Raw genomic sequence first — 26689 nt, 5'->3', positions numbered from 1 at the left:
TCATACGGTCGCGATCTCGATCTCGAAGAGCTTCGGCCAGTGCTTCCCTGTTACGAAGAGCCGTCCCGTCTCGGGGTCGTAGGCTATCCCGTTGAGGACGTCTGCTGCGCGACGCTCCTCCTCGGTGAGAAGGCCGGAGAGGTCGATCCAGGCCGTCACCTCCCCCGTCTCTGGAGATATGACGGCGATCATATCCGTCTTCCAGACGTTGGCGTAGACGAGCCCATCGACGTACTCCAGCTCGTTGATCCGGGTGAGGGGGCGCCCCTCCGCCATGACCTCCACCTCTCCGGTAACCCCGAAGGTTTCGGGGTCCAGGAACCGGAGCTTTGAGGTGCCGTCGCTCATGATCAGGCGGCGGCCGTCGCTTGTGATACCCCACCCCTCCGTCGTATAGCTGAAGGTTCGGACTAAGGTGAGGTCATCGAGCTCCCAGACGAGGCCGATTCCCGACCTCCAGGTGAGCTGGACGAGGAGATCCTCCCATAAGACGATCCCCTCGCCGAATAGCTGAGGAGGCAAACCCCGGTATCTCGTCACCTCCCCCGTCTCCAGGACCGTCTCCCGGAGGCCCGACCTGCCGTAAAGGCCCGTCCCCTCGTAGAGGATGCCGTCTCTATAAGCCAGCCCCTGGGTATAGGCCCCGGGATCATGGGGGTAGACCGCCACCACCCTGAAGCCGTGGACAGCAACCTCTTCGGCGATGGAAGCCTCCTCCTGGATGCAGCCCGCCGCCAGGGCCGCGAGGAGAGCTCCCAAGATCACTGGGACGGCGAACCTTCCGGTCATATTACTAGCTCTTCCGGGGTCGAGGGCGTATTTTAAACGTTCGGGAGGGGGCACGAGAGGCGACGAGGCCGGAACCGTCTCAGATCTACCAACAGGTATATCTTCATGGCGTGAGCACCCATCTCAGCTTGCGAAGATGACCTCTTTGGGGATCTCGCCAGCACCGTCGGTTCTTCGGAATCGAAGACCTAAAAAGGTACGTGAATATGATGGACGATAGACGAGGACGTAGAGGCGGCTTCGACAGAGGCCCCAGAGAGATGCACGACGCGACCTGTGCGGATTGCGGCAAGGAGACCAAGGTTCCCTTCAAGCCCGACGGATCGAGGCCGGTGTACTGCAGCGAATGTTATCAGAAGCACAGACCCGCAAGATCCCCGAGACGATACTGATCTCATCGGATCGACCTGATCTTAATGGGCGAGTTTTGGCCGGAGCGGCAAAATTAGCAGCGACGGCCGGATAGGTTGGAGGGGTCGTGGTCCGGCCCCGCCAAAACTCTCCGATAATTAGCTCTTTTACGTTGAGGGTCTCTTCCGTCGAGATCCGGGCTCCTCTACGATCTCGTCACGACCCCAGAGGGAAGCCTCCATCGACGCCGCCAAATAGGAACCCTCATCTTATGATTTATGTAACTCTCTTCGAAATAAATTATTTATATGATTAAGTATTTGTTAGAACAAAATTTAAAATAATCCCCGGTGACCATGATGAAGGAGAGCACAGTGAAGGTCCTGGACGATAAGGATCTGGAGTTCGCGGAGACCCTGAGGAGCCTCGGGGTCCAGAGGAACGTGGCCATCCTGATAACGTACCTGGCCAACGTCGACGAAGCGTCCTCTCGGGATATCGAGATGGGATCGAACCTCAGGCAGCCTGAGGTGAGCATAGCGATGCGGGCGCTGCGCGAGAACGGGTGGGTGAGCGAGAAGGAGGTGAGGAGGGGCGGCAAGGGAAGGCCGATGAAGGTCTACTCGCTTCTGACCCCCATAGACGAGATCATAAAGCATTTCGAGATGGAGAAACAGCAAGAGTCGGCCCTGACGATGGAGAGCATAAAGAAGCTAAAAGAGCTGATCTCCAGCTGAAGATCCGGGGCGCAGAAGATCTCCTTCATCCTCCCGGAGGACGCAACCTCTCCCTCGGGAACGGCCCCCTCTGCAACTGCCCCATCTTCTCAACTCGACCTCGATCGAATCCCTCCACCCCGACGCCATCGCCGAACCCTTGAGCGAGAGATCAGATCCTGACGTGTACTCCCCTCTCGGCGAGGTGGCTCTTCACCTCGCCGACGGAGGCCTCGCCATAGTGGAATATGCTGGCGGCGAGGGCAGCCGACGCCCCTGTCTTTTGAAACACCTCTAATATGTGATCGGCGTTGCCGCAGCCGCCCGAGGCGATCACAGGTATCCTCACCCTCTTGGAGACGGCGTCCGTCAAGAGGATGTCGAAGCCGTCGTAGGTCCCGTCCCGGTCCATGCTGGTGAGGAGGATCTCGCCGGCACCGAGGGCTTCTGCCTTCATCGCCCAGGCTATCGCGTCGACCCCAGTAAACTCCCTCCCGCCGTAGAAGGAGGCCTCGAACCATGATGCCCCTTGCTGGGTGGGGACGGTAATCCTGTCTTCGGCGGGGTCATCCCTCCTCTTGGCGTCAATGGCGACGACGCAGGCCTGGCTCCCATACTCCTCGGCGATCTCCGAAATGATCTCGGGCCGCTTCAGGGCGGCGGTGTTTACGGTGACCTTGTCTGCTCCGGCCTTGAAGACGCTCCTCACGTCTTCGACGCTCTTGATTCCGCCGCCGACGGCGAGGGGGACGAAGACGTTCCTCGCCGTCGCCCTGATGACGTTGAACATCGTCTCACGCCGGTCGGAGGAGGCGGTGATGTCCAGAAATACTATCTCGTCAGCCCCCTCCTCGTAGTACCGGGTGGCAAGCTCCCAGGGAACTCCAGCATACCGGATCTGCTTGAACTCGACCCCCTTCACCACCCTCCCCTGGGGGACGGCGAGGTCGCAGTCGAGGCAGGGTATTATCCTCCGTGCTAACATCTCGTAAACCTCATGAAGTTCTCCAGGATTTTGAGCCCCTTCTCTCCCGACTTCTCGGGGTGGAACTGGACCGCAAAGAGGTTGTCCCTCGATACCGCCGCCGCGATCTCGGTGCCGTAGTCGGTGGTGGCGGCCAGGACCGATCTATCCTCTGGAACGCAATGGTAAGAGTGGACGAAGTAGAAGAAGTCCTCGTCGGATATCCCCTCCAGGATCTCGATCTCCCTTTTTATCGAGAGGGTGTTCCATCCCATCTGGGGGACGAGAACCGAGTCCGGGAGGCGGACCACGTCGCCGCGGATCCATCCCAGCCCCTCCTCGGGGCTCTCCTCGCTTCCGTCGAAGAGGACCTGCATCCCGACGCATATCCCCAATACCGGCGTCCCCTCCTCCAGAGCTCTTCGGAGCGGCTCCTCGAACCGCGTCAGCCTCCTCATGCACCTGCCGAAGGAGCCGACCCCGGGGACGACGATCCCATCGAAGCCCGCTATCTCCTCGGGCTCTCTCGCGAGCTTCGGCCCCGCCCCGATCCGGTCGAGGGCGTTATAGATGGAAAAGAGATTTCCCACCCCGTAATCGACTACAGCTATCGTCAAATCTCGTTCACCTGATGACGCTCATCGGATCCTCCGACCTTGCCGGAAGGGGATGGCGGCCTGGCCTTTATATACCTTTTCAGGATATTTATTCAAATGTATGGATTCTGAGAAAGAGGGTGTCGGCCTCCTCACCCCCTTCTCCTCCTCGCCGCCACCATATCCCCCGTCGCCCTCTCCGCTTCCGCCGTCCGCCGACAGGTCGGGCAGATCCGGACCCATTCGGGGCTCTGGGATTTGGGGAGGGCCGCCTCGACCCTCAGGAGCATCGGCTCGGTGGCGTAGCTGCGGCCACAGATCCTGCATCCGACGAGGGGGAAGGAGACCTCCGGCTCCGGCGCCGATTCGTCGATAGGAACGAGGGTGAGGGCCCCGGCGGGGCAGAGTTCCACGCAGAGGTCGCACTCCTCCCGGCACCTCTTCCAGCGGATCCTCCTCTCCTCCTCCGTCTGCGTCCGGATTATGTTCTGTCTCGGGCAGACGTTGGAGCAGGAGAGGCAGCCGATGCAGAGACGGGGATCGACCCGGATCATCTCCGACCCCCCATGGCGATGGCCCGAGCCTCCCGGGACCGGGCCCGGCAGGAGAGGAGATCGAGGTCGGTGGAGAGGGCGTTGGCGGGACAGGTGGTGACGCAGGTGGGCTCCGGCCGTCCTTCGCAGAGGTCGCACTTGTGGGCGATCTTCTCGGTCCAGACGACCCCGAAGGGGCAGGCCAGGTTGCACAATCCGCAACCGGTGCACTTCTCCACGTCGAAGGCCGTCCGATCCCCCTCCTTGTGGAGGGCGCCGGAGAAGCATGCCGCGGCGCATGAGGCCTCTTCGCAGTGGTGGCAGAATATGGGAACGGAGGCGAAGTCTCCGACGAAGTGGACGTGGACGTGGCCCCGGCCTCCGTGGACCCGCTCGCAGGCCACCTCGCAGGAGCGGCATCCTATGCATCTCCCTATGTCGACGTAAACCGCCATTTCAATCCCTCCGGACAATTCTGCAAGCCGAGACCTTGAACTCCGGGATCCTCGCCTCGGGGTCGGCGGCCTCGGTGGTGAGTATGTTGGTTCCTGGAAAGTGGAAGGGCATGAAGACGACGCCCCTCTTCACCCTCTCCGTCAGACGGGCGGTGGCCTGCGCCTCTCCTCTTGCCGTCGTAACAATGACCATGTCGCCGTCGGCTATCCGGAGCCGCTGGGCGTCGGCGGTGTTGATCTCCACGAAGAGCTCCGGCTCGCGGCTGATGAGGGACGCAGACCTCCTGGTCATGGAGCCGGCGTTGTGGTGGACGGCGACGCGCCCCGTCGTCAGGACGAGGGGGTAGTCCCCCCCCGGCCCCTCCGCCGCAGGGCGGTAGGGGACGGGGACGATCTGGGCCCTCCCATCGGGGAGCCTGAACCCCGTGGTGTGGAGGATCGGGGTTCCCGGATGGTCGGGGGAGGGGCAGGGCCAAACGAGCCCTCCCTCCCCGAGCCTCTCCCGGGTTATGCCGGCGTACTGGGGGACGGTCCTGTTTATCTCCGCGAGGACAGAGGCGGCGTCCGGATAGCTGAAATCGAGGCCCAAGGACCGGCCGACGATGCAGACGATCTCCAGGTCGGATAGGGCGCAGCCCGGAGGGTCGACGGCCTTGGAGGACCACTGGACCCGCCTCTCCGTATTGGTGAAGCTCCCCTCCTTCTCCGCCCAGACAGCCCCAGGCAGGACGACGTCTGCGAGCTGGGCTGTGGCGGTCATGAATATATCCTGGACGACGAGAAAGTCGAGGGACTCCAGGGCCCTTTTGACCCTAAGGCTGGAGGGTTCGGAGTTGGCGGGGTCCTCCCCCACGATGTACATCGCCTTTATATCCCCAGAGGCGGCAGCTCCCATCATCTCCGTGGCGGTGAGGCCGGGGCCCGCCGGAAGAGCCGCAGCACCCCAGGCGGAGGTGAAGAACTCGATGGTACCGGGGTCGTCAGCCCTCCTGTAGCCGGGATAAAACTCGGCGAGGGCCCCCATGTCACAGGCTCCCTGGACGTTGTTCTGGCCCCGGAGGGGCATCACACCCGTCCCGGGCCTTCCGATCTGACCGCATATGAGGGCGAGGTTGGAGACCGCCTGGACGTTATCCGTCCCCGTGGTGTGCTGGGTGATCCCCATGGAGTAGAGGATCGTCGAGGCGGGGGAGGATGCGTAGGAACGGGCGGCCCGGACGATATCTTCTTTCGGCACTCCCGTGATCTCCGCCGTCCTCTCGATAGAGAGCCCTTTGAGAGAGGCAGAAAGCTCCTCAAAGCCCCTGGTCCTCTCGGCGATGTAATCTTCGTCGATGAGCCCCGCCTCTATTATGACCTGAGCCATCCCGTTCAAGAGCGCCACGTCCGTTCCTGGCGCCAGCTGGAGGAACTGGTCCGCCATCCAGGAGGTGTGCGTCTCCCTGGGATCGGCGACGATCACCACCGCCCCCCGATCCCGAGCACGGTGAATCCAGCGGGATATTACGGGATGGTTCTCGGCGAGGTTAGACCCTATTATGAATATGCACTGAGAGTCGGCAATGTCGGGGATGGGGTTGGTCATCCCCGCCGCTCCCAGGGTCCGGTTCAGCCCCACCACCGAGGGGGCGTGACAGAGGCGGGCGCAGTTGTCGATGTGGGGGGTGCCCAGAAGACGGGCGAGCTTCTCTATGAGATAGTTCTCCTCGTTGGTGCATTTGGAGGAGGCGAGGAGGGCGACCTTCCCCGGCCCGTCCTTCTTGATCGTCTCGCCCATCCCCCGGGCCACCATCTCCGCTGCCTCATCCCAGGAGATCTCCGCCCACCCCTCTCCCTTCCTCTTGAGGGGGGATTTGAGCCTCTCCTGGTGGCAGAGGATTTCCAGGGCCGCGTTCCCCTTGGAACAGAGGGAACCCTCACTGACGGGGTGGCCGGGCATGTAAGCGATCCCGGTGGCGCGCCCCTTCTCGACCTCAACGAAAAATCCACAGCCTGCACCACAGTAAGGGCAGACCGTTGGAATGCGGACCATTGTCATCCAAACCCCCATCTAGTAAGCGTAAAGACCGCCGTAAGGCCTCTTCGACCGAGGGGTGAGCCTGGTGAAGGGGGAGGCGAGGATCTCCTCTTTGGTCGTCTCCACCTCGGGGAAGCGCTCCAGGAACCGGGAGACGTAAACTTCGAGGACCTCCATGTCCGCCTCCTCCGCGGGGGATATATCCACCTGGTCGCCCACCTGAGACCCCTCGACGGTCCCCCGGAGGTATATCACGCCGCCGTGCATCCCGGTCCCGATGAAGCTGGCATCGTGGATCTCGCCTTCGAGGTCCAGGACGATGACGACCCCTCCTGCCATGTACTCGCCGAGGAAGTCCTGGCACCCGCCGCCGACGACCAGTACCGGCCTCTTCCCCTGGTACTCCTTCATGTGGAGGGCGGCCCGATAGCCGCAGCCGTCCCGGATGTAGATCTCGCCCCCCCGCATGGAGAAGCCCAGGACGTCTCCGGCCCTGCCCCTCACGATCACCTCCCCGGAGTCCATGGTGTTTCCGACGCCGTCCTGGGCGTTGCCGTGGACGGTGATCTTGTGGCCGGAGAGGAAGGCCGCGAGGTCGTTTCCAGCGGTGCCCAAGACCTCGATCTCCATCTTCAGCCGCTCAGGGGTGTAGAGGCGGGTTCCTATGTACCTTTGACCGCAAACGTTAGAGATCTGGACCCTTCTGGCGCCGGATAGCATCAGCTCCCGGAGCCTGTCGTTCAGCTCTCTCGTCTCAAGGGACGCGGCGTCGATGACGGCAGCCCCCATCCCCCCGGACGGACCTGCCCTGACGCCCGGCTCTAATACAAAAGCTTTAGCCATTTGTTTATCACTCTCCGGCTCCTTTGATGCCGAGGACGTCCAGCTCCCACTCGTAGAGCCCCACCCCTCGGAGGTGGTCGCGGTTTCCGCGGAGGCTCTCGAGGGCGTTGATCCCCATCCCTCCCAACATCTCCCGGATCTCATGAGACCAGGCGGATATGAGGTTGCTGAGCCTCGTCGAGGCGATCTCCACGTTCAGCCTCCCGGATAGCCGGGGGTCCTGGGTGCATATCCCCCAGTTGCACTTGCCGGTGTAGCACTTCTGGCAGAGGGTGCATCCCATGGCTATCAGCGCCGCAGAACCTATGTAGACGGCGTCGGCGCCGAGGGCGATCGCCTTGACGACGTCGGAGCTGCACCGGATCCCGCCGGCGGCTATGATGGAGCACTGGTTCCTTATCCCCTCCTCCCGGAGCCTCCGGTCGAGGGAGGATATGGCCAGCTCCGTCGGAATCCCCACGTTGTCCCTGATCGCCTTGGGTGCGGCTCCGGTCCCGCCCCGAAGGCCGTCGATGGCGATGATGTCGGCGCCGGCCCGGACGATCCCCGAGGCTATTGCGGCGAAGTTGTGGACGGCGGCGATCTTGACGGAGATGGGCTTCTCGTAGTTTGTGACCTCCTTGAGGGCGGTGATGAGGGTCGATAGGTCCTCTATCGAGTAGATGTCGTGATGGGGCGCCGGGGAGATGGCGTCGGTCCCCTGGGGGATCATCCTCGTCTCCGCTACGGCGAGGGAGACCTTCTCTCCGGGGAGGTGGCCGCCTATCCCGGGCTTCGCCCCCTGCCCCACCTTGATCTCCACCGCCTGGGCGCAGTTGAGGTACTCGGCGTCGATCCCGAAGCGGCCACTGGCTACCTGGACGATGGCGCACCGACCGAACTCGTCCCGCATCTCCCGGGGGAGGCCGCCCTCGCCGGTGTTGAAGTAGGTCCCCGACCTGCAGGCCGCCGTCGCGAGAGACCGGAAGGCGTTGTAGCTGATCGCCCCGTAGGACATCGCCGAGAAGAGGATCGGGGTCTCCACCGTCAGGTTGGGGGAGATCTCGGTCCTTATCTCCACGTCCCCATCCTCGGCTCTGATGTCGAGCATGTCGGGCTTTCTCCCCAGAAAGGTGCGAAGCTCCATCGGCTCCCGGAGGGGGTCTATCGAGGGGTTTGTCACCTGGGATGCGTTGAGGACGATGTGGTCCCAGTAGATCCTGAAGGGCTTGTCGGAGCCGCAGCCCGTCAGGAGGACCCCTCCCGTCTCCGCCTGCCTCTTCAGGTCCTCGATCTTCTCGCGAGACCAGGAGGCGTTGGGGCGGTAGAACGACGGAGAGGGCCGGACGACTATCGCCTTCTCGGGGCAGAAGATGGCGCACCTCTGGCAGCCGGCGCACTTCTGCTCGTCGGAGGTCAGCCGGTCGGTGACCGGGTCGTAGGTATGGACCCCGAAGGCGCACTGCCTCTCGCAGCCGCGGCACGAGCCGCACCTCTCTTCGTCCCTGATGATCGAAAACTCTGGAAAGACGAATGATCTCATCAACAAACCCTCTTCATCCTATTCATGCTCTTAATCTCGCCGATGACCGGCTCGCCCCCCTTTGGGGTCCAGACCCGGTCGAGCTTCGGTGATATCAGTCTGATGGACGCCTCCTCGCTGGAGATGTAGAACATCTCCCCTTTCGTCGCCGCCGTGAGGGGGCGAAGCCTGATCCGGTCGGTGAGGCCGATCATCCGGCCCGTCTCCCCGATGATGACGGCGAAGGGGCCGTTCATCAGGAGCGGCCCGTAAGCCATCCGGAGGGTCGTCAGAAGCTTCTTCTCCTTCTCGTCCATCCGGTCGATGGCATTCCAGATCGGCGGCGCCAGGATCTTGGCGACTACGTCGATCGGCAGCCTCTGCCTCCTCATGAGCAGATCCGCAGCGTAGGCGATCACCTCGGTGTCGGTCTGGAGGGTGCAGGCGTAGCCGTACATCTCCAGGTACCAGCGGTTCGTCCCGTAGCTGGAGACCTCGCCGTTGTGGACGACCGTCGTGTCCAGGAGGCCGAAGGGGTGGGCTCCGCCCCACCAGGCCTGGGTGTTGGTCGGAAACCGGCCGTGGACCGTCCAGGTATGGGCCCGGTAGAGGCGGTCGAGCATGAAGTACTCGCCGATCTCCTCGGGGTAGCCGACGCCCTTGAAGCAGCCCATGTTTTTGCCGGAGCTGAAGACGTAGGCGTTCTCGATTCTGGTGTTCACCGCCATGATCTCTCCGACGATGTAGTCCTCGTCGGCCGTCGCCGCGTCATCCCCCTCTTTTCGGGGGAGGACGAAGTACCGCCAGAGGAGGGGCGGGTCCCTGACGAAGACGGAGTCGTCGGTGGGGATCTCCTCGTCGAAGTAAACATCGAACTTCCTGGAGAGGTGAGCCTCCAGCTCCTTCTTGGCCGCCCTTCTAGCCGGGTCCGTGGAGCCCGTGAACATGAGGTGGAAGGCGTAGAGGTCCCGGTGGTCGGGGTATATGCCGTAGGCTGCAAAGCCGCCGCCGAGGCCGTTACCCCTGACCCTCATGCTGGCTATAGCCTTCATCACCCCCTCTCCGGTGAACCGGTCGCCTTCCCGGTTCATCGCCCCGAAGATGGAGCAGGCGCAGATCTCCTTGTTGTAAAGCTCTCTACGGCTTCTTCTCTTCCGATGCATGATAACCTCAAACGCCATCCTTCGGCCCGATCTTTGCCGGATCGACGATGCGTGCAAACATGAAGTGGTCTCAATAAAGGGTTTATAGGTATTTGAGAAAGGTTGAGAAAGGTTCATAATTGTTATGAAGGAGTAAGGAAGGGGAAGATGGGGGTTTTTGGGGAGAGGGATGGGGGAGGGTCTCGAAGATCGAGGGCATGGGGTGAAGGGGCGAGGGCGGTTGGCCAGATGAGGTCGGAGGCGTCGGCAGCGAGATCAAAAGGAAGCGAGGCGAGGAGTTCGTTGACCAGAACAAAAGAGTAGCTGTAATTCGAGACTGCTGCAGAGTAATCGTTCAAGACGTTCATTTTAATTAAAATTCAAATATGCGATAACACCGAAACATTTTTCTTGCTATAAATTTCACCCAGACTCGAGGGATAACTAAAATGGACTTCATCGACAAAATCCGTGAATTAGCAGGGCGAATTCCTAATCAGGTTGGACATATCCAAACAGAAGAAGCCACAAAGAATGCTTTAGTTTTGCCATTCATTACTGCTTTAGGATACAATGTATTCGATCCGACGGAAGTGGTACCCGAATTCACGGCTGATGTCGGAACAAAAAAAAGGGAAAAGGTAGATTATGCTGTGCTTAAGGATGGAATGCCGATAATATTATTTGAATGCAAGTGGTGCGGTTCTGATTTAGAGAAAGAACATGCGTCTCAACTTTATCGATATTTCAGTGTAACTGATGGCCGATTTGGGGTTCTAACTAATGGAATAATTTACAGGTTCTATTCTGATCTAGAAAAGCAAAACAAAATGGATGATAAGCCATTTTTCGAATTTAACATGCTGGACATTGACGAATTACTCGTGGAAGAATTGAAGAGATTTACCAAATCATCCTTTAATTTAGAATCAATTCTAACAACGGCTTCTGAGCTTAAATATACCAGGGAGATAAAAAAGATCATTGAAGAACAAACTAAAGATCCGTCAGATGAATTCGTCAAATTCTTCGCGTCTCAAGTATATTCTGGGAGAATGACGCAACCAGTAAGAGAACAATTCGCTCAAATTACAAAGAAGGCATTGAAGCAGTTCATTAACGATAAAATCAGCGAGAGATTAAAATACGCCCTAGCAGAAGAGCGTATAATATCCGAAGGTGAGATGATAAAAGATGGTCCGGTTGAACAAGATGCTGAAGAGAAGCAACCGAGCGATAAAATTATTACTACTGAAGAAGAATATGAAGGTTATTATATAGTGAAGACCGTTTTGCGCGATTTTATTGATGCAAAGCGAGTGACGATGAGAGACGTCAAAAGTTATTGTAACGTTCTATTGGATAATAACAACAGGAAACCAATTTGCCGTCTTTACTTTAACGGTTTACAAAAGTATCTGGGTTTATTTGATGAACAGAAAAACGAGAAAACAGTTCCTATAAACGCGGTAGATGACATATATAAATATGAAAATAAATTAAAATCGATAGTAAAATATTACGATGGAACTTATCCCATCTGAGACGGTCAAGGATTTAGAGGTTCAAATATAAAATATTTTGAATTTTTAGGAGTGAAATATGAAGTGGATTCTTGGAGAAACATGCTTCTTAAAATATGTGATATCATGCAAGAATCTCATAAGGACCAATTCGAAAAAGTTCTCACATTATCGGGTCGAAAGAGGCCATATTTCACAAAGAATCCTGGAGAATTGAGATCATCAGAACGAATAAAAGGTACAGACATATATGTTGAGATAAATCTTAGTGCGAATATGATTGTAAGAATTTCGAAGAATATTATTTCTTTATTCGGCTATGCGGATGACGATCTTTTAGTCGAGATAAAATGAAGAATTTTTTAAGATTTATAGATTGAAGTGGAAGACACTTATGTGACCCCTCAGACCACACCTGATGCTCCCTAAAACCCACCATCCAGAGGAGGACGGGATAGGTCCACCCGCCTCTGCAGCCCCCCCGATCCCGAGGACCGTAAAGAAGCACTTTCGCCCCGGGGCGGCGAAGAGGAGGGCGAGGCCGGCCACGTCGAGGGGCGCATCAGGAAGAGACTCCTGAGATGCCGGGATCAAGTTCGTAGCCATTCATTCCAAAATGTTTTTAACCCATTAGAACTCCTTAACATATTTAAGCAATCCCGGTGGATGATGTCGCCGAAACATTTGGGAGATGAAGAGATATGATCGAATCCATTACGGGGATCCTGGAGTCGACCCCGCTGACATATAAATTTGCAATCATTCTGGGCGTGATCCTCGTCATAGCTGCGATCTGTCCTCCCTTGATATCAGCTCTCGTAAAACAGTCCATCGCTCTGACAGGAAGGCAGGCCCAGGCCCTGGCAGCGATAGGTTTAATTTTGATCGTTGTGGGTTCCTCAGGGCTGTACATGATGCCCAAACCCCCAAGAATAATAGATATCATCCCGCCTGCAGGTGAATTTACTACAGGAAGCACCATTACCGTCACAGTTCATGCTTCTGATCCTGACAAAGACAACCTCATATACGAGTTTCTTAGGAAGGGCCCTGGCACCGACGATCAGTGGTATAGCGTTCAGGGACCGTTGGAGGATAATTCCTGGAGCTGGGTGATATGGCCAGCTGATAAGGGGCCCAACTTCATCAAAGTCATCGTTTATGATGAGAGAGATCTGAATAAATCTGCTTGCAGGGAATATAAGATACGGCTACCAAACCAACCACCTAAGATCAACAGCAAATCAGCTGCAGAATTTGATGGATCGATTTGGAAGCTCGAAACGAACGCATCTGACGAAGATGGCGATCAGATCGAGTACAGGTTCTCAAAGTTCAATGGATCAAACCGCAACTGGGATATCATCTGCAACTGGTCAACGACAGACGAATGTTACTTGGACCGCTCAGGGAATGACGCCGGGAAGATGACGGTGAGGTTTGAAGTTCGGGACCACTATCATAGATATAAGATCGAGGATGGAGGCGATCACAAAATGGAGCTCAAACTTGCTAAAATCGCCTCCGAAACGGCTGATAATTTTCCAGTAAGTATAGACAACTCACCAAAGACCTGAGATGGGTCTCGACAGTTGAGAAGACCTGAGATAAGATCTCGCATGAAAGAAAAAATCAGGATAAAATATCATCGAGAGGATTACGTATGAAGACCACCGTATTGGCTTTGACCCTTTATCTGCTGGCCGGAATCTGGGCCGCATCCGCAGAGACCGTCGTGTATGATGAGATCCCCCTCAAATATCCCTGGTCAGGGTTTACAGGCAGCGATGGAGGAACCGACTCCCTGACGGTGGACCCCTTCTCCAAAGAGGCCCCCCACAGCGGAAATATCTGTGCCAAAGTAACTTACGACAGCTCCACCGAGACTTGGGCAGCCCTCTTCATCCAGGCCACCGGCGACTGGAGGCGGGGGCCCGGCATCGGCCTCGATCTGAGGGGGGCTACCACCCTCTCCTTCGCAGCCCGGGGGGCCCGGGGCGGCGAGGCCGTCACCTTCGGCTACGGGTACGAGCCCGACCGCAGCGGAACCGCCGACTCCTCCCGGAGCCGCGAGTCCCTCATCCTGGGGGATGAATGGAGAAGGTTCTCCATGGATCTGAGGGGAAAAGACCTCTCCTCCATCAGCGGGCTATTCAGCCTCCGGCTGGACGGAGAGGACAACCCTGGAGGGGCTACGATCTACATCGACGATATAAGGTACATGTAGGCTCGAATAGGGTAAAGCCGGAGGAGACGTGACGGGCGGCCCGTCCCCGCACCCCGACCCAGCTCCATCCCCGGCACGCTCGCAAACTCCAGCGCCCCCGGCGGGAGGCGGCCTCGGAGGAGGGGATAGCTATACCGCCCCCGACCCCCTCTCCCTCGTCCTCACCCTGATGGCATCCACCCGGCATTTCGCATTAACGGTTTGAACGCTCATTAATTTTCCTGCTATCGATTTTTTGAGAATAGATATCAATCGACTCTGTATAGAGATCAAATAAGGCCAGCTTCATAAAGAATAAGAATATAATTATTAAATTTTTATAATATACTGAATTGTTAATATCGTGTTGACAAATTCTAGTAAAATTATTTTAAACAAAATTTGAGTTAAACGTTTGAATTTATGCACATTTTGGCAAGCAATAAAATCTTAATTTTGCATAGACTTACTGCGGAATGCCGGATCCACCACCGGGTAGACGAAGATCTTGCCGTCCCCCGCCTCGCCGGTGTGGGCGGCATCGCAGATGAGGTCGATGAGCCGGTCGGCGTCTTCGTCCTCCACCACCACCTCCGACTTCACCTTGGGGAGAAACTCCACCTTGTAGTCTCCGGCCCACCGCTGGAGGGATACCCCGCTTCTGGCGGCCCCGCCCGCACCCCCGGCGCCGCGGGAGCGCCCTTCGCACGATCCCGCCCTCCAGGCGCCCTCGCCACCGACCGCCTTTTATGGATCGGCGCCGAATGTCGATCATGATAGTTCCACCCTCCATCGAGACCGACCGGCTCAAAATCAGGCGCCACGTCTTCGATGACTTCGGGCCGATGCGCTCCTTCTTCAGCGATGAGGCGGCGACAAGGCTCCTGGACATGACGCCAGAGCAGAAGACTAAGGAGGCCGTCCGAGGCCTCCTGAATGCGGTGATCGCCTCCTACGACGCGGAGGAGCCGATCTTCGCCATGGCCGTCGTCGAGAAGGAGATGGGAAAGTTCGTTGGCTCCTGCGGCATGGCCCCAGTCGACCTGGAACCCGGCGAGATCCAGATCTTCTACGTGATCCTCCCCGAATATCAGGGCCGAGGCTTCGCCTCAGAGGCGGTGGCGGGCCTCGTCGAGTACGCCTTCTCGAATCTTGGGGTGGAGAGGCTCTTCGCCTCCATGGCCACCGAGAACGCCGCCTCGGTGAAGGTCGCCGAAAAGCTGGGGATGACCTTCGAGGGATCGGCCGAGAAGGAGGTGAACGGCGTTGTATATCGGGGGCGCCGCTACAGCCTCGCCAAAAGCCGGTTCTTCGAGGTCAGGGGAAAAGGGAGGAATTAAAAAAGCTTTGGGGCGGGGAAGGGCGGATCGGAGAAGGGGGGTGCACTGCGGTTATACCGCCCCCGACCCCCTCTCCCTCGTCCTCACCCTGATGACGTCCACCACCGGGTAGACGAAGATCTTGCCGTCCCCCGCCTCGCCGGTGTGGGCGGCATCGCAGATGAGGTCGATGAGCCGGTCGGCGTCTTCGTCCTCCACCACCACCTCCAGCTTCACCTTCGGGAGAAACTCCACCTTGTAGTCGCCGGCCCGCCACTGGAGGGATACCCCCTTCTGGCGGCCCCGCCCCTTGATCTCCGTCGCCGACATGCCGGGAAAGCCGTTTTTGTCCAGGACCTTTCTCACCGAGCTGAGCCTCTCGGGCCTTATTATAGCCTCAACCTTCTTCATCTCAGAATCCTCCTAGATCCGCTTCGAACTACAACCCCCAACCCCACCATCTTCACCGAGCTCTTCAGACGTAAGCCCCCTCGCCGTGCTGGCTGATGTCGAGGCCCACCGCCTCCTCGTCGTTGCCGACCCGAAGGCCCATGGCCGCATCCACCGCCTTTGCGATCACGAAGGTGGCGACGAAGGAGTAGACCCAGACTATGGCGACTGCCGCCGTCTGGACGAAGAGCTGGGAGGGGTTGCCCGCAAGAAGGCCCGAGGCGCCGATGGAGGCGAAGATCCCAGTGGCGACGACCCCCCAGGTCGACCCGATCCCGTGGCAGGCGAGGACGTCCAGGGAGTCGTCGACCCTCCTGCCGCCCCGGATGAAGAGGATCGCATAGTAGCCGACGATGGCGGCGCCTACGCCTATCGGCACCGCGGCGATGGGGGTCACAAACCCGGCGGCAGGCGTTATTGCCGCAAGCCCCGCCACCGCCCCCGTCACGATCCCCAGGGCGCTCGGCGCCCGGTCCCGCCAGGAGAGGAACATCCAGGTCGTCGCCGCAGCGGCGGCGGAGGTGTTGGTGGCGACGAAGGCGTTGGCTGCGATCCCGTCGGCGGCCAAGGCTGACCCAGCGTTGAACCCAAACCACCCAAACCAGAGGAGGGCAGCCCCCAGAACTGTGGTGGGTATGTTGTGGGGCTCCATCGGGTCCCTCCCAAAGCCCCTCCTGGGACCGATGACCATCGCTATCGCGAGAGCAGAGACCCCAGCGCTGATGTGGACGACGATCCCGCCGGCGAAGTCGAGGGCCCCCATGGCGGAGAGGAAGCCGCCGCCCCAAACCCAGTGGGCTATGGGGTCGTAGACGAGGGTCGCCCAGGCGAGGGAGAAGACGAGAAATGAGCTGAACTTGATCCTCTCGACGTAGCTCCCCGTGATCAGGGAGACGGTGATGACGGCGAACATCGCCTGGAATATCATGAAGGTGAGGGATGGTATGGACAACCCCTCCATCGCCTCCATCCCCACCCCTCGGAGGCCCAGATGATCCAGGCCACCGATGACGCCGCCGATGTCGGTGCCGAAGGCGAGGGTGTACCCGACAAGGATCCACTGGAGGCTTATCGTCCCCATGATCGCAAAGCTGAATATTATCGTCGATATGGCGTTCTTCTTTCTGACCATCCCTCCGTAGAAGAGCCCCACCCCGGGGATCATGAGAAGGACGAGGGCGGCGCTGAAGAGGACCCAGGCGTTGTCGGCAGAGTTTATCTCGGACTCGGCAGCGACGTTCCCCACGATCCCAAAGAGCGCAGCCAACAGGAAGATCGCGCGCAAAGGCAGATTCATGAATTGAGAGAAAGGCGTCTATTTAATAAGCATATTTATGTTTTAATATGTTAGAATCCTAAGATATATGAAATTTTCATAACGAAGACTTGACCAAATGAAGATAAAAGATCCCCGCAGACCGTCGATAGAAGAACCGCCGAATTCAAAAAGACCGGCTGCGAAAAAGGGGGGTCGTCCGGAGGGTGTTTTCCCATCGATCCGGACGACGGAGTTTGCCGTCAGCTTCGCCGGTCTGGCCGCCTAAAGCAGAGGCAGATACTTCTCGATCTCCCACTTGCTGACATCGGTCCTGTACTCGTCCCACTCCACCTTCTTCGATGCTATGAAGTTGGTGAAGACATGCTCGCCCAGCGCCTCTCTCATGAGGTCGCTATTCTCGGTGAGGGCCAGAGCCTCGATGAGGCTTCCGGGGAGGGACATGATCCCGGCTTTCTCCTTCTCCGCCTCGGTCATCTTGAATATGTCCCGCTCGATCGGCTCGGGAAGCTCGTACTTGTTCTTGACCCCGTCCATCCCGGCGGCGAGCATCACCGCAAAGGCGAGGTAGGGGTTGGCGCCTGGGTCTGGGCTCCGATACTCGACCCTGGTGGCGTTCTCCTTTCCGGGCTTGTACATCGGCATCCGGACGAGAGCCGACCTGTTCCTCCTGGCCCAAGATATGTAGACTGGAGCCTCGTATCCGGGGACGAGCCTCTTATAGGAGTTGACCCACTGGTTCGTCACCGCCGTGATGACGGGAGCGTTCTTCATAAGACCCGCTATGTAGTGCTTGCCCAAATCGGAGAGGTTGTATCCGTCGTCGGGGTCGAAGAAGGCGTTTCTTCCCCCTTTGAAGAGCGACTGGTGGACGTGCATCCCCGTCCCGTTCTCCCCAAAGATCGGTTTCGGCATGAAGGTGGCGTAGTAGCCGTGCTGCTGGGCTATCTCCTTGACGACGATCCTGTAGGTCATGACGATGTCGGCCATCTTCTGCGCCTCCTGGTAGCGGAGGTCTATCTCGTGCTGGGAGGGGGCGACCTCGTGGTGGCTGTACTCGACGTTGATCCCCATCGACTCCAGGGTCAGGATCGTGTCCCGTCGCAGGTTGCTCCCCGCGTCCATCGTCGTCATGGCGTCGAAGTAGCCGCCCTTGTCCAGGATATCGGTCCCACGGTCGTCTTTGAAGTAGAAGTACTCCAGCTCCGGGCCGACGTAGAGGTCGTAGCCCATATCCTTCAGAGCCGCCAGGTTCCTCTTCAAGACGTACCTCGGGTCGCCCTCATAGGGGCTACCGTCCGGCTGGAGGATGTCGCAGAACATCCTCCCGACGTTCTGACCCTCCTTCGCCCTCCATGGGAGGATCGAAAAGGTCTCGGGGTCGGGCTTAGCTACCATGTCGCTCTCTTCGATCCGGGCGAACCCCTGGATCGACGAGCCGTCGAAGCCCATGCCCTCCTCAAAAGCCCCTTCCAGCTCCGATGGAGAGATTGCAAAGCTCTTGGGGAGCCCCAGAATGTCTGTGAACCACAATCTTACGAACTTGACGCCCTTTGATTCGATCGCCTCAAACACCTTATCCTTGCTGGACGACGTTACCATCTCTTTTTTGCCTCCGGACAAAAGAGTCATCCCCGGCGATTTATATCTTTTTGAGACGATTTCACAATAGATATGAAGTTTTAAGATCGAAAAACCCTCGAACGCCGGAGAAAAATAGAAAACTGATCCTCAGATCGTTGATCCTCAGATCAGGCGACCTGATCATCCGGCGCCAGGTCGATATAAAGGGCCCTGAGCCCCTCCTCCTCGTCTACGATCCCGTATATCGGGTAAGTTCCTGCAAGCTGGGGTATCGTAAACCCGCCCTCCACAGGGTCTGCCACCGTCAAGTTGCCGCTGACTATCGATACGTAACCCAGAAGGGCGAGATCGTCGAGGTCGCCCTTCGCCTCCTCTATCTCCTTTTGGAACGCGGTCCTGAAGTCGGGAAACTCAGCTTTGGTGAAGGTGAAGGGGTGCCAACCTCTATCCTCCTTCTCGCTGACGATCCAGGGGCCGCCTATCCCCTTCTCGAACCGCTCCTGGGCCCCCTCCTCTCCAAAGGCGAATTCGACCTGGCCGCCCGCCGGGGCGACCAACGGAAGTACCAAGGCCATCAGCCCTAAAAGCACAACGGATGTCCTCATCTCAATATCACCCTCTATCCTCTCGTCCTACCTTTGTTATTGCAGATCTATCCGGAGATCTTCGACCGGATGATGCGATATCCACCGCTGGCGATCATACCTTCTCCACCGCTCAACGCCGCCACATCTCTTGGGATCCGGACTCTTCGATGGGATTAAAAGGTCGAACTCGCTCATCCCTTCTGCCCTTCTCCGGTCGAAATCGGTCCGACCTTCTCCACTCCGTCGGTTGAGGTCCAGCCCCAGACTGGGATATCAAACAAAAATATATAATGTTTCTGGCCGGAGGTACCGAAGGGGCCGTCCTTCTGCCCCACCCCTCCAAAATGTCGGCGCAAAAGGGCGATTGGATCGGCGATGGATGGGCTTTCGATAGAGACCTTGGATCAGGAGTTTCTGTGGAGCTTTCGGCTTCATGAAGAGGATCGAGAGGATCATCGACCCCAGAAGGGGTCTTTATTCCTCTTGATCTCCAGAAACTTCTCCAGAGCCTCCAGCTCGTCCTCGGAGAACCTCTGCTTCAGCTCGGCCTCGATGATCTTGACGTGCCGCTCGGGGATGTTGACGTAGAGGATGTCGCCCTCGTGGATCTGGCGGCCGACGGTGGGCCCGTCTATGGAGACCGCCACCTCCTTTCCGACGCTGGCGGATCCGACGTTCTCGCCGCTCATCTGGACGCCCTTCACCGTCCCGACCACGGCACCGTCCTCCCTCATCAGGGTGACGCTATTTGTGATCTGGCCGCCCACCACCTGGACCCCGACGACCGCGGGCTTGGACTGTCTGAAGACATAGTCTGGAATGATCCTGATCATCCCGGGCCTTATCACCGCCTGGAGCCTCTCCTGCTCCATCCTCATCTTCTGGTCGCCGACCCAGTCGTCGTAGTTCTCGATGAGGGTGTAGATGACGTCGGAGAGGAAGATCGGCACGTCGCTCTTCTGGACCTCGGAGAGGGCGTCGGGGAGGATCTTGACGTTGAAACCCAGGACCGCAGAGTACAGGGGGTCTTGGATCGCCGCCGCCCTGATGACGTCCCTTCTTGTGATGGGGCCGACGTCGGCGGCGTGGATCGGTATCTCCTTGGACTCCAATTCGCCCACCAGCGCCTCGAGAGATCCGATGGTGTCGGTCTTGATGATCACCCCCACGTTCTCGGTATCTATCCTCGCCGTCTCCAGCTCCGACTTGATATCCTCTGCCACCAGATCGACGTCTTCGGCCTCGCTCACCACCCTAACCGTGGAGCCTGCAAGGGCGCTCTCAATTCGAGGGGCCGAAACCTTTACGCCGCTGGCGGCTGCCACGTGCTTCACCGGAAGAAACCGTTCTTCGCTCCTGATCTCCGAGAGGGGCCTGGGCTTCAGGAGCGCCCTGATCTTGGTGACGATCGGCTCTTTGAGGGTCCCCACGACGATGGTATCTCCGGCCCGAAACTCGCCGTCATAGAGTATGACGTCGAGGGTGGTCCCAAGGCCTCGTTCCTCCTTCACCTCCAGGATTGTCCCGACCCCGGGGCCGCTGGCCCTGATCATCAAGTTCTCCTTCAAAAACTTCTGGGCGAGCCCCAGAAGGACCATCAGAAGGTCGGGGACCCCCTCCCCGGAGATGGAGCTGACCGGCACTACCCCCACGTTCTTGGTGAAGTCGCTGATCCGATCGTACCGATCAGAGTTGAAGCCGTATTTGTAAAGCTCCCCTATCAGCTCGTAGATCCGGTTGTCCAGGTCTCCGCGGACCCTTTCGCTCTGGGCTTTGAGGGTCGCGGCGAGGGGCGCCCCTTTCACCGGCTGCCATCCTGAGATCCTGTCGATCTTGTTCGCTGCCACCACAAAGGGTGTGCGGTAGCGTTTGAGGATATTTATCGACTCTATAGTCTGGGGCTGGAACCCCTCGTTGACGTCGACGATGAGGATGGCGAGGTCGGCGAGAGATCCGCCCCTGCTCCGCAGGGAGGTGAAGGAATGGTGGCCGGGGGTGTCGATGAATAGGAGGCCCGGGATCTGGAAGTCGCCTCTATATATCGGTCCGCAGACATCCTTGATGACGTTCAGGGGGATCTCGGTGGCTCCGATGTGCTGGGTTATAGCTCCCGCCTCGCCGTCGGCTATGGTGGTCCCTCTGATCTTGTCGAGGAGGGTCGTCTTGCCGTGGTCCACATGGCCCATCACGCAGACGATGGGGGTTCTCAGGTTGGACTCGGCCAGACCCTTCGCCTTCTTCGCCTTCCTCGATTTCTGCTTCATGACCGATCACATCCGGACCCCGTCAGTTCCAAAGGCTGCGATGTGGCCGCCTCCATGGAAATCTAGCTTGACGTATCCCCGGCTCACTCGTAGAGCCAGGCCTCATCTATCCTGGTGTATCTGGATATTTCGGATTCTTCGAAGTGGAGGGCGATCTCTCTTGCCGCCGACTCCGGCGAGTCGGAGCCGTGAATTACGTTCCGCCCCATGTCAAGGCCGAAGTCTCCCCGAATGGTCCCCGGCTGGGCTTTCGTGGGGTTTGTCGCCCCGTTCATCTTCCTCACCTCGGAGATGGCGTCTTTGCCCTCCACCACCATCGGAACCGAGGGGCCTGAGGTGATGAAGCCGACGAGGTCACCGAAGAAGGGCTTCTTCTTATGCTCGACGTAATGCTCCTCGGCGACGTCGAGGGGGATGGTCCTCATCTTCATGGCAACTATCTTCAGCCCTTTCGCCTCTATCCTCTGGACGATCTTGCCCACCAGGCACCGCTGGACGCCGTCGGGCTTGATCATGACGAAGGTACTCTCCAAGCCCTACCACCCTTTGATCGCCCACTCGATCCTTCTTGGGACTCTGCGCAGCTTGGTCATGTTCTTCTCGCATTTGGACGAGCAGAAATAGAATACGGTGCCGTCCCTCTTGGCGTAGATCTTCCCTGTTCCGGCCTCGATATTCCGGTTGCAAAAGGAGCACTTTCTCTCTTCCATGAGACCTCACCTGGTGGTAAGCTTCTTGGCTTCTCTGGCGGTCTCCAGCAGCATCAGAACGTCCCCCATCCTGATGGGGCCCATGCAGTTCCTGGTGATGATGCGCCCTTTGTTGCTGCCCTCCAGAATTCTGCACTTGATCTGGGTGGCCTCACCGTGCATCCCGGTGTTGCCTATGATCTCTATGACTTCGGCGGGAACTCCGTCCCAATCGTCTGCCATCAGCTACACCCCTACTTCAGGGCCTGGGCCTTCTGAACTATCTCGTCCAAAACGTCCTTACCCTTCCCCGGCTCCAGGATGGCCACGGCCGCGCTTTTAACCCTCATGCCGCAAGCGGCGCCGATCTCGCTCTGTTTTTTGACGTAGATGTAAGGAGTCTTCTTCTCTTCGCAGAGCGGCGGGATATGGGCCACGATCTCAGGAGGCTCCACGTCTTCGCCCACCACCACGAGCTTTGCTATGCCGCGCTCGATGGCCTTGGTCGTCTCGTTGGTCCCTTTCTTGAGCCTTCCAGTATCGCGAGCCAGCTCGATCGCCTCCAGGGATTTGGAGGCCAGGTCGGCTGGAACGTCAAATCTTACGTATATCGGTCTTGCCATAATTTATTCTCCTTCAGGGCGGTGCCCGTCATCATTCATCGCAAAAGTCGCCCCAAACGGCTTAGCTGATGGGGGCCGCTTCCCAGCTAAAAAGGTTGCGCTATGGAGCGACGAACGCTCCGAGCGTCTCTGCCAGGTTCTGGGTTTCCACCGATCCCGAGACCGCCGTGATCCCGTCAGCAGAAGATATCTCAAGGGCGTAATCCCTCGCCAGATCGAAGACCCTCCTCTCGCTTTCGCCGCGAAGTGATAGGTACTTTGCCGTCAAGTAATAGCCGCCTTCGTAAGGGCTCACTCCCAGGTAGGACTCAAGGTAAACTCCGCCCAGGGGCGGCACGAATCCGGGGTTATCGACGACGTCCTTTCCGAGAGATGATATCTGAAGGGCGTCAACCTCATCGTAAGGGAGGACGAACTCATCGGTGGTGGGGGCTTGGCCCGCCAAGACGTCCAGGATCGTCCTGACGGAGGGCTCGCCTCCGAAGAGGACGGGAGTTCCCATGACGGTGAAGATATCCGTCGTCCCCAGGGGTATCATCTGGTATCCGTTGTAGAGTATTGCGAGGCTTTCAACTCCAATGCGGGCGGGCTTCGTCCAGTGGAACTCCACAATCTCGTCTCGAAAGAGCCCCCAGGATAACCTGTCTATCGGTTCTGGGTAGAGGTTCACCTGATCTCTATAGGTGAGGCCCACAGTCAGCGGAAGGGAGAGGGCCGCAGCCTCGTTGAGATCCTCAGAGGCTGTCATGTCGATCCAGAAGGCGAAGACCAGGTCCTGTGGATACATCCCCAGAGCGTCACCGACGCCATCGAAGTCCCAGCTGATGAGCCTTCCTCCGACCCCGAAGTCCGAGGGGTTCCAGGCCCCTCGGGAGACGGTCTCGACGGGCCCACCGTCCCGCATGACGAAACCGGCGAAGGTGGAGAATATCATTATGCCGGCGATGAAGACCGCCACTGTAATGGCCCATGATCTCTGATTCATCAGGGGTCGGTGGACGATCCGATCTTATTTAATTCTTTGTCGAAAATAGCGGCTCGTCCTGGGAGTAGCTCCTCCCAAGGACGATGGCGGTCTGGGCCCGCTCCAGCTCCCGGCCGAGGTATCCGGCGTGATCGAGCCTGGTGATGAGCCCCCGGTCGACGATCTCCGCCAGGAGGTCCCGGGCCGACCCGCCCACCAGGGTGACGGCGTCGTGGATGACGACGATCTTTCCTTTCGCGACGCCTATCCTGAAGCTTCCGGCGGGGTCCATCTCCATCCGGCGGCCGCCGACGGCGACGGTTCCGTCTCCGTCTACTCCGTCAACCCCCTCACCTCCGCCGCCACCGCGGCCGCAGGCCTCCACCACAACAAACTCCTCCGGCATCTCCGCCTCGGGGCGGCGGCGCTTCTCCTTGAGGACGAGGAGGTCGACCCCCAGATCTTTGGGGGGGGTCCCTCTCGCGCCGGCGAGATGGACCATCTCGCTCGCCCTCCGAAGCTCCCGGATGCTGCCGTGGGCCTTATCGCTGTACTCGGGGGTGAAGAGGACGCTTCCCCCCACCTCCGCCCCGATGGCGGCGAGAAGTCCGTTGGCCCCGGGAGAGTCGGCGTCGAGGAGCTCCGTCACGTTCCCCGCGCCGAAGAATAGAGGGACCTTGGGAAAGGCCTGATGAAAGTCGCGGTACCTGCAGATCGATTCGGCTAGGCCGAGGAGCGGCGGGCTCAAGACCGGGTCGGCCATGGCAGAGACGCCCAGGGCGAGGGCGCGCCGGAGGTTCTCCGCGAGGCTCGCCTCCGGACCCGGCAGGACGACCGCCGGCACCCCGGCCTCGGCCGCCATAGGCCCCACATCCTCCAAATTCGAGCCGTCGAGGCTGAGGACCAGGTCGCAGCCCGCCTCGATCCCGGCTTTGAGGAGATCGGGCTGGAGGGTGTCGACGGAGACGGGAAGGCTGGTCGCTTCCCGGGCCACCCGGACGGCCCGGGCCACAGCGGCGGGCTCGGCGTCCAGCGGAATCCCTAAATCGATCATATCCGCCCCCTCGCGCTCATAGTGGCGGACGATCCCTGCGAGCTCCCCGTCATCGAAGCGGGTCGCGTCGACTATCTCGGCCAGGACCTTCATCCGGCTCGCACCGCCGACCTTGACGCCTTTGATCGACAACGGCGCATAAGATCCCGCCTCCAGGGAAGAGATGGCGGCCCGGGCCTGCGACCTCATTTTCTCCTCCAGCAGGACGCAGGCGGGGACGGTCGCCGAGAGCTCGACCGAGTCCAGGAGGGGCAAGACGCTCCGCAGGTCGACGGCGTGCTTGGGCCCGAGCCGGACCATCGTGCCCAGCTCCGCGGCGACGGGGCCGAAGTCGGCGGTGATAGCCCCCGGTATGAGGATCAAGTCGTAGCCCGAGGGCGAAGCCTCCCGGAGCATCTTCGGGGTTATGAAGGAGGCGACGTCGACATTCATCACTAGGACGTCGGCCCGGTCTCCAACGGCCTCCCTCACCATCCCCTCGGCGAGCCTTCCGGTCACGGCAAGCGCTCTCATGGGGTGGGTGTAGGTGGCGGGAGGTGAAAAAGGCTGTGGAGAGTGCTAATTAAAAAAATTATGCGTGTCACTGATCATTTTTTAATTATTAATTTCAATAAAAGCCCCTCTATATAGGCCATATCTCATGATCGTTCCTACTAGCAAAATAACAGAAAATAGCGAATATAATCCAAGGAAGGTCGCTAACCAAAGTAATACCATAAAAAATGCAGTCTCGATTTGAATACCATTAATAATTATATTTAAAGTAACAATATTTGGAGTTAGGTATGCTATCGCGTTGGAAACGATACTGCATCCTAATAATATTATATCATAATAAAATAAAAATAGGATTTTTTCATAAACTTTTACATTCTTTAACATAAGAATAAAGTTATCATCAGAAATAGATACGACTATTGCAAGACCAGCAATGATAACAGCTATCAAGGCCGATGAAACAGTTATAAACTGAGGACAAATTATATTGATCGTTACCTCCAAATGGTTTAAATATAAAACAATAAATACAAAAGTAGTTGTTAATATTAAAGAGAAAATAAGATCTATAGATTTAATGATATTTCCTTTTCCATAATTATTAAGCAATGCCCAGAACTTTGTATCACCGTAGTTCAAGCATTATCCCTCTTCCCGATGAATGAACTCATTATATTTTCTATAGAATCCCCTTGTTATATATTCAGGCTCGTCAGCAACCTCGATTTCAGCTCGTATAATTTCATCTTTAGATTTAATTTTCTCAATTTGTTCGTCTTTTTTTGCCACGATTGTATATTGACCATAACCTGCGCTACTTAGCGCTATTCCTTGTTCAATTATTGTATCTTCAACCGTTAGGCCGTCTTCTTTATTCTTAAATTTCAAGTTAGCTTCTTTTGTCCCGCTATTTTTTAGCATATCATCCAGTGGCTTAAATAAAGGATCGTCATGCGGATTTGAAGGCGTTACTTTTAATTGAACTTCTAGTATCTTATCAAACCCTCTCAATTTATCGAATATTCGTTTGGTCTCTTGCATTAAATCAATCTTTAACGAAGATAAATCTCCGCTAAAATGTTGCTTGTATAAATATGAAAAAATCTCTGTAAATTGTTTTATAGATATGTCTGGCAATTTCTCTTCAAAAATGATATCTTGTGTGTCAGTTATTATTATAAAATTTGACCAAGAAAGCGCTTTAGGCTCCTGCACAGATACCTTTTTAAATGATTTTTCTCTACGATCCCAAATAGCTTCTTCAAACTCCATATTTATTTTACCTAGCCTTGCAAAAATTACTTTCTTACCATTTAAGTCCATAGTTAAATGATCTCCGATAGACCATATGAATTTATCAGCTCCTTTTCCTTTACGTTGTTTATATTCTTCGCCACTTGAAATCAAACTTAAAATTTTATCTCCAAAACTCTCAGTTTCCCAATTGGATACAACATGTACTTTACCCATCACAATTGTGGATAATCTCTCTTCAGTCATTTGGCATTCTCCTCTCTAAAGAGTTCATGTTGAATTCTATTCTCTGCTTTTTATCTGAGGTGTCTTTTAAGATTTGATTTGATAAGTTACCGACTCTGTGAAAGTCCTACATTGGTCATCGGTTAAGGGAAAAATCGCGATGCAATAGCATTCCTGGTAGCAAGTCCTCCAAGTCTGGCGGGATCAAAATGGGTGCAGCAATCCGTTCTCAAATTCTGACCTCATTCTTTCAACGCATAAAGCGT

The 26689-nt window shown here is 57.3% G+C and carries 31 protein-coding genes and 1 pseudogene; 7 read left to right on the top strand and 25 right to left on the bottom strand.

All coding sequences use genetic code 11. The features are described 5' to 3' along the window. Nucleotides 1-789: a glutaminyl-peptide cyclotransferase gene (locus tag P0O24_RS03700; protein ID WP_316968389.1), complete on the bottom strand. Its 789-nt coding sequence runs from the start codon at nucleotides 787-789 to the stop codon at nucleotides 1-3. Between the two features lie 206 nt (nucleotides 790-995). On the opposite strand from P0O24_RS03700, the gene P0O24_RS03695 reads away from it, so the two are divergent. Together P0O24_RS03695 and P0O24_RS03690 are read left to right on the top strand one after the other, a co-directional pair. Beyond that, nucleotides 996-1181, top strand: a complete 186-nt coding sequence (locus P0O24_RS03695) for a CxxC-x17-CxxC domain-containing protein (protein ID WP_316968388.1) — start codon at nucleotides 996-998, stop codon at nucleotides 1179-1181. Between the two features lie 318 nt (nucleotides 1182-1499). Then, nucleotides 1500-1877, top strand: coding sequence for an ArsR family transcriptional regulator (locus P0O24_RS03690; RefSeq protein WP_316968423.1), 378 nt, complete (start codon nucleotides 1500-1502; stop codon nucleotides 1875-1877). Nucleotides 1878-2028: 151 nt separating this feature from the next. Here the strand turns inward: P0O24_RS03690 and hisF are convergent, their stop codons facing one another. The 9 genes from hisF to P0O24_RS03645 form a co-directional block, all read right to left on the bottom strand. Next, nucleotides 2029-2841: an imidazole glycerol phosphate synthase subunit HisF gene (gene hisF, locus P0O24_RS03685; protein ID WP_316968387.1), complete on the bottom strand. Its 813-nt coding sequence runs from the start codon at nucleotides 2839-2841 to the stop codon at nucleotides 2029-2031. Beyond that, nucleotides 2835-3437 (bottom strand): imidazole glycerol phosphate synthase subunit HisH, encoded by a 603-nt coding sequence (hisH, locus tag P0O24_RS03680; RefSeq protein WP_316968386.1) that lies wholly within the window; start codon nucleotides 3435-3437, stop codon nucleotides 2835-2837. The genes hisF and hisH overlap by 7 nt, the downstream gene beginning before the upstream one ends. 131 nt (nucleotides 3438-3568) lie before the next feature. Then, nucleotides 3569-3970, bottom strand: a complete 402-nt coding sequence (locus tag P0O24_RS03675; RefSeq protein ID WP_316968385.1) for a 4Fe-4S dicluster domain-containing protein — start codon at nucleotides 3968-3970, stop codon at nucleotides 3569-3571. Continuing rightward, nucleotides 3967-4404 (bottom strand): 4Fe-4S dicluster domain-containing protein, encoded by a 438-nt coding sequence (locus P0O24_RS03670; protein WP_316968384.1) that lies wholly within the window; start codon nucleotides 4402-4404, stop codon nucleotides 3967-3969. The genes P0O24_RS03675 and P0O24_RS03670 overlap by 4 nt, the downstream gene beginning before the upstream one ends. A 1-nt stretch (nucleotide 4405) precedes the next feature. Then, nucleotides 4406-6442: a formate dehydrogenase subunit alpha gene (fdhF, locus tag P0O24_RS03665; protein WP_316968383.1), complete on the bottom strand. Its 2037-nt coding sequence runs from the start codon at nucleotides 6440-6442 to the stop codon at nucleotides 4406-4408. 12 nt (nucleotides 6443-6454) lie between these two features. Continuing rightward, nucleotides 6455-7264: a GltB/FmdC/FwdC-like GXGXG domain-containing protein gene (locus tag P0O24_RS03660; RefSeq protein ID WP_316968382.1), complete on the bottom strand. Its 810-nt coding sequence runs from the start codon at nucleotides 7262-7264 to the stop codon at nucleotides 6455-6457. A 7-nt stretch (nucleotides 7265-7271) separates the two neighbouring features. After that, nucleotides 7272-8786, bottom strand: coding sequence for a glutamate synthase-related protein (locus P0O24_RS03655; protein ID WP_316968381.1), 1515 nt, complete (start codon nucleotides 8784-8786; stop codon nucleotides 7272-7274). Continuing rightward, nucleotides 8786-9928 (bottom strand): class II glutamine amidotransferase, encoded by a 1143-nt coding sequence (locus tag P0O24_RS03650; RefSeq protein ID WP_316968380.1) that lies wholly within the window; start codon nucleotides 9926-9928, stop codon nucleotides 8786-8788. The genes P0O24_RS03655 and P0O24_RS03650 overlap by 1 nt, the downstream gene beginning before the upstream one ends. Before the next feature lie 122 nt (nucleotides 9929-10050). Further along, a complete protein-coding gene (locus tag P0O24_RS03645; RefSeq protein ID WP_316968379.1) occupies nucleotides 10051-10275 on the bottom strand; it encodes a hypothetical protein in 225 nt (74 codons plus the stop codon). Between the two features lie 81 nt (nucleotides 10276-10356). Here P0O24_RS03645 and P0O24_RS03640 point away from each other — a divergent pair, with 81 nt between their 5' ends. Further along, entirely contained in the window at nucleotides 10357-11451 is a 1095-nt protein-coding gene (locus tag P0O24_RS03640) for a type I restriction endonuclease (RefSeq protein ID WP_316968378.1), read from the top strand. A 51-nt stretch (nucleotides 11452-11502) separates the two neighbouring features. Beyond that, entirely contained in the window at nucleotides 11503-11784 is a 282-nt protein-coding gene (locus tag P0O24_RS03635; RefSeq protein WP_316968377.1) for a hypothetical protein, read from the top strand. Between the two features lie 15 nt (nucleotides 11785-11799). Here the strand turns inward: P0O24_RS03635 and P0O24_RS03630 are convergent, their stop codons facing one another. After that, nucleotides 11800-12036: a hypothetical protein gene (locus P0O24_RS03630; protein WP_316968376.1), complete on the bottom strand. Its 237-nt coding sequence runs from the start codon at nucleotides 12034-12036 to the stop codon at nucleotides 11800-11802. A gap of 95 nt (nucleotides 12037-12131) precedes the next feature. Between P0O24_RS03630 and P0O24_RS03625 the strand changes: the two genes are divergently transcribed. Continuing rightward, nucleotides 12132-13007 carry a hypothetical protein gene (locus P0O24_RS03625; RefSeq protein ID WP_316968375.1) on the top strand — a complete coding sequence of 292 codons (876 nt, stop codon included), beginning with the start codon at nucleotides 12132-12134 and terminating at the stop codon, nucleotides 13005-13007. Nucleotides 13008-13093: 86 nt separating this feature from the next. Then, complete coding sequence (locus tag P0O24_RS03620) at nucleotides 13094-13657, top strand: hypothetical protein (protein WP_316968374.1); 564 nt, start codon at nucleotides 13094-13096, stop codon at nucleotides 13655-13657. Nucleotides 13658-14086: 429 nt separating this feature from the next. On the opposite strand, the pseudogene P0O24_RS03615 reads toward P0O24_RS03620, so the two are convergent. Next, a pseudogene (locus P0O24_RS03615) lies at nucleotides 14087-14269 on the bottom strand (P-II family nitrogen regulator); the annotation flags it as partial. Nucleotides 14270-14409: 140 nt separating this feature from the next. Between P0O24_RS03615 and P0O24_RS03610 the strand changes: the two are divergent. Continuing rightward, complete coding sequence (locus P0O24_RS03610; RefSeq protein ID WP_316968373.1) at nucleotides 14410-14976, top strand: GNAT family N-acetyltransferase; 567 nt, start codon at nucleotides 14410-14412, stop codon at nucleotides 14974-14976. 51 nt (nucleotides 14977-15027) lie between these two features. Here P0O24_RS03610 and P0O24_RS03605 read toward each other — a convergent pair whose 3' ends face one another. The 13 genes from P0O24_RS03605 to P0O24_RS03545 form a co-directional block, all read right to left on the bottom strand. Further along, complete coding sequence (locus P0O24_RS03605; protein ID WP_316968372.1) at nucleotides 15028-15366, bottom strand: P-II family nitrogen regulator; 339 nt, start codon at nucleotides 15364-15366, stop codon at nucleotides 15028-15030. A 64-nt stretch (nucleotides 15367-15430) separates the two neighbouring features. After that, on the bottom strand, nucleotides 15431-16624 hold the full coding sequence (locus P0O24_RS03600; RefSeq protein WP_394356678.1) for an ammonium transporter: 1194 nt from the start codon (nucleotides 16622-16624) through the stop codon (nucleotides 15431-15433). A 321-nt stretch (nucleotides 16625-16945) separates the two neighbouring features. Then, nucleotides 16946-18283: a glutamine synthetase family protein gene (locus P0O24_RS03595; protein ID WP_316968370.1), complete on the bottom strand. Its 1338-nt coding sequence runs from the start codon at nucleotides 18281-18283 to the stop codon at nucleotides 16946-16948. A 149-nt stretch (nucleotides 18284-18432) separates the two neighbouring features. Next, nucleotides 18433-18870 carry a hypothetical protein gene (locus P0O24_RS03590; protein WP_316968369.1) on the bottom strand — a complete coding sequence of 146 codons (438 nt, stop codon included), beginning with the start codon at nucleotides 18868-18870 and terminating at the stop codon, nucleotides 18433-18435. 434 nt (nucleotides 18871-19304) lie between these two features. Further along, the gene (gene infB / locus P0O24_RS03585; RefSeq protein WP_316968368.1) at nucleotides 19305-21116 is read right to left on the bottom strand and encodes a translation initiation factor IF-2; all 1812 of its coding nucleotides are present in this window, start codon (nucleotides 21114-21116) and stop codon (nucleotides 19305-19307) included. An 83-nt stretch (nucleotides 21117-21199) separates the two neighbouring features. Further along, on the bottom strand, nucleotides 21200-21649 hold the full coding sequence (ndk, locus tag P0O24_RS03580; RefSeq protein WP_316968367.1) for a nucleoside-diphosphate kinase: 450 nt from the start codon (nucleotides 21647-21649) through the stop codon (nucleotides 21200-21202). Nucleotides 21650-21652: 3 nt separating this feature from the next. Beyond that, nucleotides 21653-21826, bottom strand: a complete 174-nt coding sequence (locus P0O24_RS03575) for a 50S ribosomal protein L24e (RefSeq protein WP_316968366.1) — start codon at nucleotides 21824-21826, stop codon at nucleotides 21653-21655. Nucleotides 21827-21832: 6 nt separating this feature from the next. After that, nucleotides 21833-22048, bottom strand: coding sequence for a 30S ribosomal protein S28e (locus P0O24_RS03570; protein WP_316968365.1), 216 nt, complete (start codon nucleotides 22046-22048; stop codon nucleotides 21833-21835). 11 nt (nucleotides 22049-22059) lie between these two features. Next, complete coding sequence (gene rpl7ae, locus P0O24_RS03565) at nucleotides 22060-22428, bottom strand: 50S ribosomal protein L7Ae (RefSeq protein WP_214032329.1); 369 nt, start codon at nucleotides 22426-22428, stop codon at nucleotides 22060-22062. 100 nt (nucleotides 22429-22528) lie between these two features. Further along, complete coding sequence (locus P0O24_RS03560; RefSeq protein ID WP_316968364.1) at nucleotides 22529-23413, bottom strand: hypothetical protein; 885 nt, start codon at nucleotides 23411-23413, stop codon at nucleotides 22529-22531. A gap of 28 nt (nucleotides 23414-23441) precedes the next feature. Then, entirely contained in the window at nucleotides 23442-24959 is a 1518-nt protein-coding gene (locus P0O24_RS03555; protein ID WP_316968363.1) for a dihydropteroate synthase-like protein, read from the bottom strand. Between the two features lie 81 nt (nucleotides 24960-25040). After that, nucleotides 25041-25583 carry a hypothetical protein gene (locus P0O24_RS03550; RefSeq protein ID WP_316968362.1) on the bottom strand — a complete coding sequence of 181 codons (543 nt, stop codon included), beginning with the start codon at nucleotides 25581-25583 and terminating at the stop codon, nucleotides 25041-25043. Between the two features lie 3 nt (nucleotides 25584-25586). Continuing rightward, nucleotides 25587-26444: a hypothetical protein gene (locus P0O24_RS03545; RefSeq protein WP_316968361.1), complete on the bottom strand. Its 858-nt coding sequence runs from the start codon at nucleotides 26442-26444 to the stop codon at nucleotides 25587-25589. Nucleotides 26445-26689: the final 245 nt, after the last annotated feature.

Source organism: Candidatus Methanocrinis alkalitolerans (assembly GCF_029167205.1).
Lineage (GTDB): Archaea > Halobacteriota > Methanosarcinia > Methanotrichales > Methanotrichaceae > Methanocrinis > Methanocrinis alkalitolerans.
The sequence above is the reverse complement of the archived record's forward strand: the minus strand, read 5'-3'. Positions and strand labels throughout refer to the sequence as shown.